11 protein-coding genes are annotated in these 12342 nt (G+C 70.9%); 9 read left to right on the top strand and 2 right to left on the bottom strand.

Going from position 1 to position 12342, the window contains the following annotated elements; translation table 11 throughout:
- Position 1: 1 nt before the first annotated feature.
- The 5 genes from E1281_RS07195 (at position 2) to E1281_RS07175 (ending at position 3747) form a co-directional block, all read left to right on the top strand.
- The gene (locus tag E1281_RS07195; protein WP_131876361.1) at positions 2-436 is read left to right on the top strand and encodes a hypothetical protein; all 435 of its coding nucleotides are present in this window, start codon (positions 2-4) and stop codon (positions 434-436) included.
- Between the two features lie 224 nt (positions 437-660).
- Entirely contained in the window at positions 661-1515 is an 855-nt protein-coding gene (locus E1281_RS07190; protein ID WP_347813272.1) for an SAM-dependent methyltransferase, read from the top strand.
- A gap of 147 nt (positions 1516-1662) precedes the next feature.
- A complete protein-coding gene (locus E1281_RS07185; RefSeq protein ID WP_131876360.1) occupies positions 1663-2427 on the top strand; it encodes a hypothetical protein in 765 nt (254 codons plus the stop codon).
- A 25-nt stretch (positions 2428-2452) separates the two neighbouring features.
- Positions 2453-3271 carry a TIM-barrel domain-containing protein gene (locus tag E1281_RS07180; RefSeq protein ID WP_165958813.1) on the top strand — a complete coding sequence of 273 codons (819 nt, stop codon included), beginning with the start codon at positions 2453-2455 and terminating at the stop codon, positions 3269-3271.
- 74 nt (positions 3272-3345) lie between these two features.
- A complete protein-coding gene (locus tag E1281_RS07175; RefSeq protein WP_131876358.1) occupies positions 3346-3747 on the top strand; it encodes a DUF2267 domain-containing protein in 402 nt (133 codons plus the stop codon).
- Positions 3748-3848: 101 nt separating this feature from the next.
- Here E1281_RS07175 and E1281_RS07170 read toward each other — a convergent pair whose 3' ends face one another.
- Positions 3849-5132: an FAD-binding oxidoreductase gene (locus E1281_RS07170; protein WP_207943156.1), complete on the bottom strand. Its 1284-nt coding sequence runs from the start codon at positions 5130-5132 to the stop codon at positions 3849-3851.
- Positions 5133-5705: 573 nt separating this feature from the next.
- On the opposite strand from E1281_RS07170, the gene E1281_RS07165 reads away from it, so the two are divergent.
- From E1281_RS07165 to E1281_RS07150, 4 genes are all read left to right on the top strand, one after another.
- A complete protein-coding gene (locus tag E1281_RS07165; RefSeq protein ID WP_131876356.1) occupies positions 5706-6311 on the top strand; it encodes a hypothetical protein in 606 nt (201 codons plus the stop codon).
- Positions 6312-6381: 70 nt separating this feature from the next.
- Positions 6382-7203 (top strand): DUF692 domain-containing protein, encoded by an 822-nt coding sequence (locus E1281_RS07160; RefSeq protein WP_243716677.1) that lies wholly within the window; start codon positions 6382-6384, stop codon positions 7201-7203.
- Positions 7196-8062, top strand: a complete 867-nt coding sequence (locus E1281_RS07155) for a DNA-binding domain-containing protein (RefSeq protein ID WP_131876354.1) — start codon at positions 7196-7198, stop codon at positions 8060-8062. The genes E1281_RS07160 and E1281_RS07155 overlap by 8 nt, the downstream gene beginning before the upstream one ends.
- Complete coding sequence (locus tag E1281_RS07150) at positions 8052-9293, top strand: ferritin-like protein (RefSeq protein ID WP_131876353.1); 1242 nt, start codon at positions 8052-8054, stop codon at positions 9291-9293. Before E1281_RS07155 ends, E1281_RS07150 begins: the two co-directional genes overlap by 11 nt.
- Before the next feature lie 44 nt (positions 9294-9337).
- Here the strand turns inward: E1281_RS07150 and E1281_RS07145 are convergent, their stop codons facing one another.
- Positions 9338-12265, bottom strand: a complete 2928-nt coding sequence (locus tag E1281_RS07145) for a GH92 family glycosyl hydrolase (RefSeq protein ID WP_131876352.1) — start codon at positions 12263-12265, stop codon at positions 9338-9340.
- Between the last annotated feature and the right edge of the window lie 77 nt (positions 12266-12342).

The following is a 12342-nucleotide window of genomic DNA, read 5'->3' as shown; positions in this document are numbered from 1 at the left end:
GATGTCATCCCGGTCCGTCCGTCCCGACCTGGAACCGGCCACGGCCGCCCCACCGCGCTTCCACGGGCTGCTGAAAGCGGCCACGGCCTTCCTGGCGACCTGCATGCTGCTCCAGGGAGTCACCGCGGGCCAGCTCCTGGACGGCGCCGAGAACGGCCGCGACGTGCATGAGGCCGCCAGCGGCGTCGTCGTCGCCGCCGTGCTCGTCGCCGTCGTCGCGGCGCTGCTGGTGCGTCGCGCCGGCGGGTCGGCCCGCCCCCTGCTCATGAGCCTGGTGACCGCCGTGCTCGTCGGCGTCCAGGTAGCGCTGGGCAGCGGGGGCGAGACCGCCCTCCACGTCCCGCTCGGCGTCGCGCTGATGGGCGGCGGCGCCGCTCTGGTCACACAGGTGTGGGGCCGGAGCGGCGGACGCGCGGAAGACGCCGCCTCCGCTTGAACGGCCGCCGCTATTCGCATCGCGGCGCGGCGGACGCGCGCCTGAATTCGGCGCGGGTCTGGTACACGTTGCCGTCCTTGTCGGTCTACCTGAGTTGCGTCCATGCACGTATGAGATCGCCCCATTGTTCCGCCGGTTCAGTTTATGTCGGTTTCGGGTTCGCAACGGTTCCCCTGGCTCGATCATCACCGGAACGACTACGGTGGCCGGGGCACTCAATTACCATGATCCAGGAACCGCACCACGATCTGGACAGGGTGACCATGGCGGACGAGACTCCGGAGTGGCCTCCGGCCGAGCTGGACTTCAACAAGCCCACGATCGCCCGCGCGTACGACGCGCTGCTCGGGGGCAAGGACAACTTCGCCGTGGACCGCGCCCTGGCCGACCAGACGAGCGAGTTCATCCCCGGGCTGCGGGAGTCGGCGGTCGAGAACCGCAAGGTCCTCGTCCGGGGCATCCGCTACCTGACGCGGGACGCGGGGATGGACCAGTTCCTCGACCTCGGCAGCGGGCTGCCCACGGTCGAGAACACCCACGAGGTCGCCCAGCGCGAGAACCCGGACGCGCGCGTCGTCTACGTCGACATCGACCCGCTGGTGGCGGTGCACGGGCGAGCCCTGCTGGCCAGCGACCAGGTCACCAGGGTGATGACCGGCGACGTCCGCGACCCGCAGGCGATCCTGTCCGCGCCCGAGGTGAAGGGCTTCCTCGACTTCTCCCGGCCCGCCGTGATCATGCTGGTCGGGATGCTGCACTACCTGTCCCCGGACGTGGTCGACGACGTGGTCTCCGCCTACCGCGACGTCCTCGTCCCCGGCAGTCACCTGTTCATGACGTCCCTGGTCGACACCGGCATCCCGCAGCAGCAGGAACTCGCCCGCATCACCCGCGAGAACCTCGAAGAGGGCTGGGCCCGCACGCCTGCGGAGATCGAGGCCCAGTTCGGCGACTTCGAGCTCGTCGACCCCGGCGTCACCTACACGGCCCTGTGGCGTCCCGACGGTCCCGTCGACCCCGGCAACCTCACCCCGGGCGAGCAGCTCGGCATGTCGGGCATAGCCATCAAGCTGCACTGACACCACTCGATCCCGCACCCCGCGTGAGCGCCGCGCCACGTGGGGTTCTCGGCTGCGATCATGTCTTGTTGACGGTGTGACACACGATGTATAAGTGTCAAACGCGCAGGTCGCCTCCGCGCGTTCGTCCCGTCCAAGGGGGCCGTGGTGAAAGTGCGGTACAGGCTGCTGGCGGTCGTTCTCCTGGCGGTCGTTCTCCTGCCGGTCGTCGTGCTTCCTCTGACGTCCGGCGAGAACCGCGCCGCCGTCGACCTCACGGTCGGCACGGTGACCGGCGCCGGCGTCGACCGCCCGCCGGACGCGGTGGCGCTCGCCTCGCAGCGCGGGCGGGGCGAGCGGTTCCACGGGTTCGGCGAGCAGTTCGCCCCCTTCGACCTGGCCGGACGCCGGGTACCGATCGTGGTCCGCGAACAGGGCATCGGACGCGGACGGCAGTCGCTGACCACCATGGTCGACCTGGTCTCGGGCCAGGGCGGCGCGTGGGACACCACCTACGCGCCGATGCCGTTCTACGTCACCAGCGCCGACCGGGGATTCGCGCTCTCCGGCAGCCGCTACTCGATCTTCGACCTGTCGCAGGACGGGCTGGCCGTCGTCCAGACGTGGGGCACGCGGCAGCAGGCCGAGCTGTACACGGGCCGCGGTCCCGCCGAGATCCTCGCCGCGCACACCGCCGCGACCGGGCGGATGGGCGCGCTGCCCGCCTGGACGCGCGACGGCGCCGTCCTCGGCCTCCAGGGCGGCACCGCGAAGGTGCGCCGGACCGTCGAGCGGATGGCCGCCGCCGGAACGAAGATCTCGGCGGTGTGGCTCCAGGACTGGAGCGGGCGACGCACCACGTCGTTCGGCGACCGGCTCTGGTGGACGTGGCAGCTCGACCGCGAGCGCTACCCCGGCTGGGGGCCCTCGTGAGCGACCTGCACCGGCGCGGATCAAGGTGCTGACCTACGTCAACCCCTTCCTGGTGGACCCGTCCGGGAAGCCCGGCGGGGTGCCCCGGAACCTGTTCGCCGAGGCCCGCGACCGCGGCTACCTGGTCGCCAGGGCGGACGGGTCGCCGTACATGCTCGACCAGAGCGAGTTCTCGGCCGCGATGGTCGACTTCACGAACCCCGCCGCCCGCGACTGGTACGCGCGGGCGATCGCGACCGAGGTCGCCGGGGCCGGCGCGGACGGCTGGATGGCCGACTTCGGTGAGGCCCTGCCCTTCGACGCCAGGCTCCACGCCGGCTCCCCGGCCGACCTGCACAACCGCCGGCCGGTCGAGTGGGCGAAGGTCAACCGCCGCGCCTGCGCGCTGGCGGGGAAACCCGACTGCCTCTCCTTCATGCGCGCCGCCTACACCGGCTCGCCCGCCCACGCGCCGCTGTTCTGGGCCGGTGACCAGCTCGTCGGCTGGGACGCCCAGGACGGCCTGGCATCCGCGCTCCACGGGATGCTGTCGGCGGGCGTTTCCGGCATGACGCTCAACCACACCGACATCGGCGGCTACACCGCCGTCGACACCCCGCTGGGCGACCACCACCGCCTGGTCGCCCCGGTCCTGAAGCCCGGCGCGTCCAGCGTGGCGGTGCACCTGCCCGCCGGCCGCTGGACCAACGTCTTCACCGGCCGCTCCTACGGCGACCGCACCCGCGACCTCCGCCTGACCGTCCCCGCCCCGCTCGGCACGCCGGCCGCCTTCGTCCGTGCCGGCGACCCCGAAGGCGCGAAGATCCGCACCGCCCTCCACCGCGCGGGCCTCACCCAGTCTTGACGTGTTTGTCCCGAATACGACCGAAATGTCAGGGAAGGGCGGTCCAGAGCAAGGCAAGGAGCAGGGGGGACGCTATGCAGCACGATGAGATGATCGGGCAGGTTCAGGCGCGTGCCCGGCTGCCCAGCCGGGGCGACGCCGAGACCGCCTGCCGCGCCACGCTCGAAACGCTCGGCGAGCGGCTGCCGGAAGGCCTGGCGGACAACCTCGCCGCCCAGCTCCCGCGCGAGATCGGCGAGAACCTGAGGCGTACCGAGGTGTTCGGCGGCTCGGGCACGGGCGAGCGGTTCGGCCGCCACGACTTCATCGAGCGCGTCGCGATCCGCGCGCACGCGGACGACTCCCAGGCCGCGTACCTCGCCCGGGTCGTCCTGGAGGTCGTGGGGGAGGCCACCCAGGGCGGCATGATGACCAAGGTCAAGGAGGCCCTTCCCGACGACATCCGCGAGCTCGTGTCCGCCGGCAGCGCCGGCTGACGGTGCCGGAACACCCCGGCCAGGCCCACGCGGGCGGCAGGTCCGGCCCGCCCCCTACGGTCGCGGAGCGGTGTCGGGGATGTCGATCCTCGGCTCTTCTGTCATGAGCCGGCTTCCGAATGGCGCAGCGGTTCGATTCCCTGGGCGTAACGGAAGACCTGGTGCGGGTCGTAGTGGGTTTTGGCCTTTCGCAGCCGGTCGTAGTTGCTCCCGTAGTAGGCGGTCTGCCAGTCGGTGAGATCCGGGTCGGGGAAGTTCACGTAGGCCGCGTTGGTTTTCAGGGCCTTGCTGAGGCCGCCATGGATGTCGCCCGTCTGGGCCAGCAGGCGATGCACCTCGTCGGGCGTGGTCCCTTCGGTCCAGGCGGTGCCGACGTCGATGACGAACTTGCCGTTGCGGTGCGGGAACGCCGTGGCGTCCGCGCTGGGCGCACCGGCCTTGCCGCCCATCGCGAAGAGGGTGACGTAACCGCTGTTGCCCTTGCGGTACGGCTTCCACTTGAGAGTCCAGTCCACGATCTCCTTCACCGTCGTGGGCGGCAGCCAGGAGTGGGGCACGAGCGACCTGGAGGCCACGGTCTCGTGCTCGGACACCATCGACAGTTTCTCCTGCGCCGCCCAGAACCCGAGCCGCTCGATGCTCTGCTCGGCGGGGTTCAGCCTGAGAAGCGAACCCAGCCTGGTGCGCAGCGCTGATTCGTCGCCGAGGTACTGGCCGAGGACGGCGACGTTGACGTCATGGGGCCCGGTGCCCGGATTCTCGAACTCGATCCGGATGTCCAGGTCGTTCTCGCGGTCGTCGGCGAGCGTCTCCTGGACGATTTTCATGACCTCTTCCCCTGAGCCGGGGCCGAACGTGAAGCGGAAGAACGTGGCGGTCGTCCGGGACACGTCGACGGCGTCGAACAGGAACGAGGTGTTGATGCCGAAGTTGCCGCCCGCGCCGCCCCGGCAGGCCCAGAACAGCTCGGGCTCCTCTTCGCGGTTCGCGCGAACGATCTTGCCGTTGGCCAGGACGACCTCGGTCTCCACCAGGTTGTCGCACGTCAGGCCCCATTTGCGGTCGTTGAAGCCCAGGCCGCCGCCGAGTGTCAGGCCCGCGATGCCGACCCCGACGCAGCGCCCGCCGGGGACGTACAGGTTCGTCTTCCCGGCTCCGGCCTTGGCGACGTCGCCGTTGGTGGCGCCACCGGCGATCCTGAGCCGGCCGTCGGGCAGCGCGGTCACCTGGTTCATCGGGCGCACGTTGATGATCAGGCCCGTCGTCGTCGAGTAGCCGGCGTAATTGTGGCCTCCGGCGCGGGGCGCCAGCGGCATTCCGTTCTCTTTCGCCCACAGTAGGGCCGTTCGCACGTCCTTCGTGCTGGCGCAGGACACGATGCCCATCGGCTTCCTGTCCTCGTACCGCAGATTCCACGGCCGCGCCAGTGCCGGGAAATCCCGAGACTTCGGCAGATGCAGTTTGCTGCCGGACCCGAGCGCATTTTCCAGTTGCTGCCAATTCGGATTGACCGCCGGCTGCGGAGCCGGTGCGGAAGGGATGTGCGACGCCCCTGCGTTGTCGTTCCCGGTCAGTGCCGCGACCAGGCCGGCGGTGGACGCGTACGCCCCCGCTCGTAGTACTCCGCGTCGATCGAGCATTTTTCCCCTTTGCTGAATGGGCGAGCGCCGCCCAGGGCTTCTTCGCCTTCCGCAGAGAACTCAATCACGCACCCGGGTAAAGAGCGGCACTGATCGCCTCCAAAAGACCGTATCGGTGCCGCGCTCCTGTCGGCGGGAGGCGCGGGCCGAAGCGTTGGCCGGCCGTTGGGCGAAACAAGCGAGAATTTTGCTGGAGTCGCGAGGTAGGGGGCGATCGGCCCAGGGGAGGAAGCCCAGCGACCACTCGCGGGCACGATGCCGCGGCCGGGGCGATCGGGAAAGTAGAACGCATTCCCGTACGGCGGAGAGGAGTCAGCGGTGACGCAGCACGGTAATGGCGACGGGCAGGGATCGGCGGATGTCGCCCAATTCGTGGTGGGCGGGGAGCAGGGGGCGCAGCGGCGCCACGGCGCGCACGAGGCGCGAACGGCGATCCTGCCGCACTCGGCCGACGACCCGGACGGCTTCTGGCCCGACCCCAGGCTGGGGCGTCCGCTGGAACTGCACGTGTGCATGGGCTTGAACTCCTGTTGCGGCCACGGCCGGGACGGGACCGGGGAGATGGCGGGCATGGGTCAGTGCGCCACCGTGTCCCACGTCTGCCACGGCGCCAACGAATGCCGGGGGCAGGGCGGCTGCGGATACAGCGGGGGCGACGCCGAGCAGGCCATGCCGGGCGCCCAGGAGTGCCGCTCCTCCGGCAGCTGCGCCAGCCCCATCAACGAGAGCCGGGTCCACGCCGCCGGCCCCTACCGGGGCACGAGCGTGTGGAAGCGGGCCCGCAAGGTCTTCGAGCAGCGCATGTTCGAGGCCGGCGTCCCGTTCGGTCCGGCTCCGGGAGAGGGAGCCCCCGACGATCTGGTGCCGCCCTACGAAGGCAAGCGGCGCTACGACCCGTGCCAGTCGTCCGACCATGGGCAGTGACGCCGCGCCGTCCGGTGGACGCCCTGGGGCCGCCCCTGGGAGGCGCACCGATCGCCGTCTGGGATTCGGCGTGGGCCTTCGCACGCAGCACATGGCGCAGGTCCTGGCGGAGCTCCCGCCGGTCGACTGGTTCGAGATCATCTCGGAGAACTTCATGGACTCCGGCGGCCGTCCGCGGCACGACCTGCGCCGGATCGCCGAGCGCTACCCCGTGGCGATGCACGGCGTGTCCATGTCGATCGGCGCCGCCGAGCCGCTCGACGTCGGCTACCTGCGCCGGCTGCGGCGGCTGGCGGACGAGATCGGCGCCCGCTGGGTCTCCGACCACGTCTGCTGGACGGGGGTGGCCGGCCTGAATACCCACGAACTGCTGCCGATGCCGTTCACCGAGGAGGCCCTGCGGCACACGGCCGGGAGGGTCAGGGTCGTCCAGGAGATGCTGGAGCGCCCGCTGGTGCTGGAGAACCCCAGCACGTACGCGACCTTCCGGCAGTCCACGATGCCCGAATGGGAGTTCGTGGCGCGGCTCTGCGAGGAGACCGGGTGCCGGCTCCTCCTGGACCTCAACAACGTCTACGTCTCGGCGGTCAACCACGGCTTCGACCCGGACGAGTACCTGCGGGGCGTGCCGCACGACCGGGTGGCGGAGCTGCACCTGGCCGGGCACGCCGACCACGGCGGCCACCTGATCGACACGCACGACCGTCCGGTGGCCGAGCCGGTGTGGGAGCTGTACCGGACGGCCCGCGCGCACATCGGCCCGGTGCCCACCCTGCTGGAGTGGGACGACCGCGTCCCGCCGCTGCCGGACCTGCTGGCCGAACTGGACAAGGCGCGACTCGCCGCCGCGGACCGGCCGCCCGTCCCGGGCCGCGCCGCTCGTCATGGCTGAGCGCCGCGCCGGACCACCGGCCGCGCCCGCGTTGACCGCGCTCCAGACGTGGATGCAGCACGCCATCGTGTCACCGCGGGGCCCCGTCACGCCGGCGGCGGACGTCCTGGCCGGAACGCCCGGGCTCGGCGCCGAGCACCGGCTCGGCATCTACCGCCACGGCTACCGGCGGCGGCTGCTGGAGGCCATGCACGCCCTGTACCCGGTGCTCGCCTCGCTGCTGGGCGCGGAGGCGTTCGAGGAGCTGGCGCTGGGACATGTCGAGGCCCGCCCGTCACGCTCGCCCAACCTGGCCCGCCTCGGCGCCGGCTTCGCCGACCACCTGGCGGAACACCGGCCCGATCCGCAGGCGCCGCCGGAACCGTGGGTGCGGATCATCATCGACCTCGCCCGCTACGAGAACGCCTTCGCCGAGGTCTACGACGGCCCGGGGACCGAGGAGGGCGACGGCGGACGCCCGGGGGAGCCGGGTGAACCGGCGCGCCCCGGCGGCACCGTGCCGCGGTTCGCCCCCTGCCTGCGGACGCTGACGGTGTCGGCGCCGGTCCACCGGTACCACACCGCCGTCCGCCGAGGCGAGGCCCCGGAGCCCCTGACGCCTTGCACATGCCACCTCGTGCTGTCCCGCCACGACTACCGCGTCACCTGCACCGAGCTGCCCGCGGCGGAGCACCGGCTGCTGGCCACCGCGCTCGCCGGAACCGGGAACCCGGCGGCGGACGGCGCCGACCGGCACCTGCTCGACCGGTGGTCCGCGAAGGGCTGGCTCGTGAGGGCCGCGCCGGGGGACGCCGATCGGCCCGTCCCGTCCGCACGCCCGCGCATCGACTCCAGAAAGGGCACGCACCATGACCGTTGACGTCCGGAACAAGACCGGCGCCGAGCCGGCACAGGTCCTGACCGACCATCCCATCGACGCCACCACCGACATCGGCAAGCGCGAGGAGCTGAAGAACCATTTGCTCCAGGCCGCCGCACTGGAGATGCAGACCATCCCGATGTACCTGTACTCGCTGTACTCCATCCAGGGACGCGGCCGCTCCCGCTGGGATCCCGGAATGGGGGCCGCGCGCCTGATCCGCAGCATCGTCGTGGAGGAGATGCTGCACCTGTGCCTGGTCCGCAACATCCTGGTGGCACTCGGTCACGGCGACGACATCAGATTCTGCAGCCGCACGTTCATGCCGTCCTACCCGCAGTTGATGCTCCACCGCCATCCACCGCTCACACTGCGGCTGGAGCCGTGCTCCAAGCAGGTCATCGCCGACATCTTCATGGAATTCGAACGCCCCAGGGCCCGGCCGGAGGAGAGCAAACCCGGACCAGGCGAGTACGCCACGATCGGGTTGTTCTACAAGGCCGTCATCAAGGGCCTGGAGGATCTGGCCGACGAGCACGGCCCCGAGCTGTGGCGCCACAACCAGCCCGACAAGCAGTACGTGTCGGGGTACTGGAACAAGGACGGCGGCGGCGAGCCGGTCAAGGTGACCAACCTGTCCACCGCCAAGCAGGCGATGGAGCTCATCGTCGACCAGGGCGAGGGCGTCAACCCCGACCGTCCGACGGTGCCGATCGACCCGCTCGAACCCCGTCCGGGCGACGACGAACTGCCGCACTACACCAAGTTCTCCCGCATCGCCGAGGGCATCGAGCCGATCGGCCGGGTCTGGGACGTGCCCGCCGACCCCACGAGCGAGATGTACGTCTCCGACCCCGCGGCGATGAGGATCAACACCCTGTTCAACGCCGCCTACTGCTACACCCTGCACCTGCTCGACACGATCTACGCGGAGTCCCGGGCCGACGTGGCGCCGGGCGTGCGCAGCAACCGCTACCGGCTGGAGCGGACCTTCATCTCGGCCATGCAGGGCGTTCTCGCCAATCTCGCCGAGACCATGGTCGCCCAGAAGATCGTCAAGGGGCCGCTGGCCGGACGGCACATCGGCCCGACCTTCGAGTACGTCGAACTCCCGGCCGACGGCAAGAAGGACCACCTCCGCCGCCTGTGCGACGAGGCCATGGCCGACTTTCCCCAACTCGGCGGCGACAACGGCGTGCGATGGCTCCTGGGCAAGATGCCGGACGTGTGACCGCGCCCTCGCGGGTGCGCCGGTCCGCCCGGCGCACCCGGAGGTCACGTCCGGCCGGGCTTCGAGGTGGCGACGTCGAAGATGTGCATGATGCCCCGGTCCGTGCTTTCCGGGAGGGTCACCGCACGGACGCGCTTGCCGGTGTCGAGCGCTGCGGGACGCGTCGCGAACACGCGGAAGGTGCCGCCGCCGCCGGTGCCGTCGGCCTTGTTGCGGCCGGTCACGCCGACCAGCTCGACGTTCCCCGCCGCCGCCGATGACGCCCAGTCGGTCAGCTCGACGCCGACCCGCCGCGTCGATCCGTCGGTGTACTCCACGGTGGCCGTCCCCGACGCGGGCCCGTTGGTCGCCAGCCCGAGGAAGGAGATGCTCGCGGCCGGTGCGCCGTCCAGCTCGATGCGCTGGCCGTGCGGGATCCAGTTGTCCGGCTCGCCCGGCCCGGCGTCCGGCCAGGTGAAGGTGATGCCGGTGTCGCCGAGCGGGATCTCGGCGCCCGGCCCCGCCCCGGCCGCGGCGAGGCTCTCTCTGGACAGGGACCAGTCGCTCAGGTCCAGGGATCCCAGGTCTCCCCGGCCGTCGGGTGTGGTGCCGGCGTTGTTGCGCGCGTCGGCGCCGGCGGTGTGCGAGGGAGGCGCGTCACGGGCACCGGTTCCCCAGGTGCCGGGGGTGTCCGACATCCGGAAGTCGAGCGTGCCGCCCGAACGCAGGAAGCCGGCGTCGATCCACGACGACGTCCGCGGCACCCCGTTGATGCGCAGCCCGGTGGTGTAGCGCTCGCCGCGCTGGACGCCGCGGGCGTTGATCCTGACGGCCCTGCGATCGCCGGCCGGGTCGATGACGATCCGGTCGAACATCGGCGCGGTGACGACGAGGTCGCCGGTGCCGTAGATCGCCGGGTACAGGCCGAGGTTGGCGAACAGGTACCACGCGCTCAGCGAGCCCTGGTCGTCGTTGCCGGGCAGGCCGGACGGCGAGGTGTCGTACATCTCCGTGACGGCGCGGTACAGCACGTCGGTGGTCTTCTCGGGCGCCCGCAGCCAGTTGTAGACCCAGGGCGTGCTGAAGGCCGGTTGGTTCGACAGGTAGTTCCCGGTCTGGGTGTACGCCCCTGCGTCCAGTTCCTTCATCAGGACGTCGAGATCCTTCGCCGCCGCCTCGGTTCCGCCGCGCTTGGCGATGAGCGTCGCGAGGTTGTGCGGGACGAGCCACCCGTACTGGTACCCGGTCGACTGGTTGAACTGGCCGCGGCCGCCGCCGTCCTCGCGCACCCGGAGGTCGAAGGCCCGGTCGAAGCCGGTGCGCTCCCTCGGGCGGATGTGCCGGGTCACGGGGTCGAAGACGTTCATCCAGTTCTGGGCCCGGCCCATGAAGAAGGCGTACGACCTCCGGTCGCCCAGCCGACGGGCGAGCTGCGCGATCGCGAAGTCGTCGATCGAGTACTCCAGCACGCGGGAGGTCGCGAAGTCCCCCTTGCGGTTCTCGATCATCCCGGTGGCGAAGTACTGGTAGGCGTCCGTGCGCCTGGTGGTCGCCGCGGGCAGGACCTGTGTGGACACCATCGACCTGAGCGCCGCCTTCCGGTCGTACCGGGTGGCGCCCATGTCGTCCAAGGTGGACAGGATGACCTGAAGGTTGTCGCCCTGCATCCGGGCCTGTTCCGGGGCCCAGGAGCCGGTCTGCTCGGTCAGCAGGACGATCGAGTGGTTGATGTCGCTCGCGACCCCGGGGAACGTCAGCGCGATGAGCTGCGCCTGGCTTCGGTACATGTCCCAGCCCGAGCCGGCGAAGTTCTTGTAGAAGTGCCGTCCCCGCTCGATCCGGTGGACCTTCCCGTCGTAGCCGAGATAGGTGCCGTCGACGTCGTCGCGGATGTTCGGGTGCAGCAGCGAGTGGTAGAGGGCCGTGTAGAACTTCGTGCGCTGCTCGTCCGTGCCGCCGGTGACGTCGATCGTGCCGAGGGCCTCCCGCCACCGGCGCGCCGCGTGCGCCCGCACCTTGCCGAAGCCCGCCTCGCCGACCTCGGCGTCGCGGTTCTCGGCCGCGTTGGCGACGCTGACGAAGCTGAGGCCGGTCTTGGCCGTCACCTTCGCGCCGTCGGCGAAGGTGATCCAGGCGCCGGTGTCGTGCCGGAGGTCGGCGCCGGTGTCGCCGGTGCTCTTGCGCACGTGCTTCGCGCCGGCGCTCATCTCGCCGTCCTGCCAGACGCCGTACGACGCGAAGTCCCGGTCGTAGGTGGTCGAGAAGTAGGCGCGGTAGCGGTTGCCGTTGTCGCAGAGGTCGGCGCCGTGCGTCCACCCGCTCACGGTGCGGGTCTCCGGGTCGATCGTCACCTCGGTGCCGAACGTCCGGTTGTTCGGGCCGGACGCGTCGAGGATCAGGGTCGAGCTCCCGCGGTCCGGGAAGTCGAACTCGCTCACGGCGGTCCGCGCGCTCGCGGTGAGCCCGACCTTCACCCCGTTGTCCAGGCCGACCGAGTAGTGGCCGGGTTCGGCGACCTCGTTCGCGTGGTCGAATTCCAGGTAGTACTTCTTGATGTCCGCGGACGGGTTCACCGGCAGCGCGCCGTTCCGCAATTCCCCCGCGTACGGGATCACCGGGAATTCGTACCCGCCGTAGCGTCCCGTGCAGCCGGAGCCCGAATACCGCGTCATGCCGAATCCGCGGATGAGGCCGGCCGTGTACTCGTAGCCGCCCTTCTCGCCGACGAGCGGGTCGCCCGGCTTGTAGGTGGTCGGGCTCGGCTGCACCATCCCGAACGGCACCGCCGCGCCCGGATACGTGTTGCCGTAGGCGTCGTTGCTCTTGTTCTGCGTCGTGTCCATCTCGGTGCCGATGAACTGGTCGACGGCATCGAAGGGCGAGAGCCTCGAATCCGCCGCGGCCGGGACGGTGACGGCCATCGCCGGCGCCAGGGCGCAACCCACGAGGATCGCGATTCGGCGCCGGATGCGCGCGGACCTCCGAGACGGCATGCACGCCCCTTTCTCGCGGCGGGTCGGAGCCGCAACAGCCTCGGGTCCGGAGAAGGCGCCCGGTCGACGACCGGCCG

This window comes from Actinomadura sp. KC345, from assembly GCF_004348515.1.
GTDB lineage: Bacteria > Actinomycetota > Actinomycetes > Streptosporangiales > Streptosporangiaceae > Spirillospora.
The sequence above is the reverse complement of the archived record's forward strand: the minus strand, read 5'-3'. Positions and strand labels throughout refer to the sequence as shown.

Bases quoted from the DNA above. Each gene is read 5' to 3' on its own strand.
- E1281_RS07145 (WP_131876352.1), bottom strand. From the start codon at position 12,265: ATGCCGTCTCGGAGGTCCGCGCGCATCCGGCGCCGAATCGCGATCCTC.
- E1281_RS07190 (WP_347813272.1), top strand. From the start codon at position 661: ATGATCCAGGAACCGCACCACGATCTGGACAGGGTGACCATGGCGGAC.
- E1281_RS07170 (WP_207943156.1), bottom strand. From the start codon at position 5,132: ATGGGCATCGTGTCCTGCGCCAGCACGAAGGACGTGCGAACGGCCCTA.
- E1281_RS07175 (WP_131876358.1), top strand. From the start codon at position 3,346: ATGCAGCACGATGAGATGATCGGGCAGGTTCAGGCGCGTGCCCGGCTG.
- E1281_RS07155 (WP_131876354.1), top strand. From the start codon at position 7,196: ATGGCTGAGCGCCGCGCCGGACCACCGGCCGCGCCCGCGTTGACCGCG.
- E1281_RS07150 (WP_131876353.1), top strand. From the start codon at position 8,052: ATGACCGTTGACGTCCGGAACAAGACCGGCGCCGAGCCGGCACAGGTC.
- E1281_RS07195 (WP_131876361.1), top strand. From the start codon at position 2: ATGTCATCCCGGTCCGTCCGTCCCGACCTGGAACCGGCCACGGCCGCC.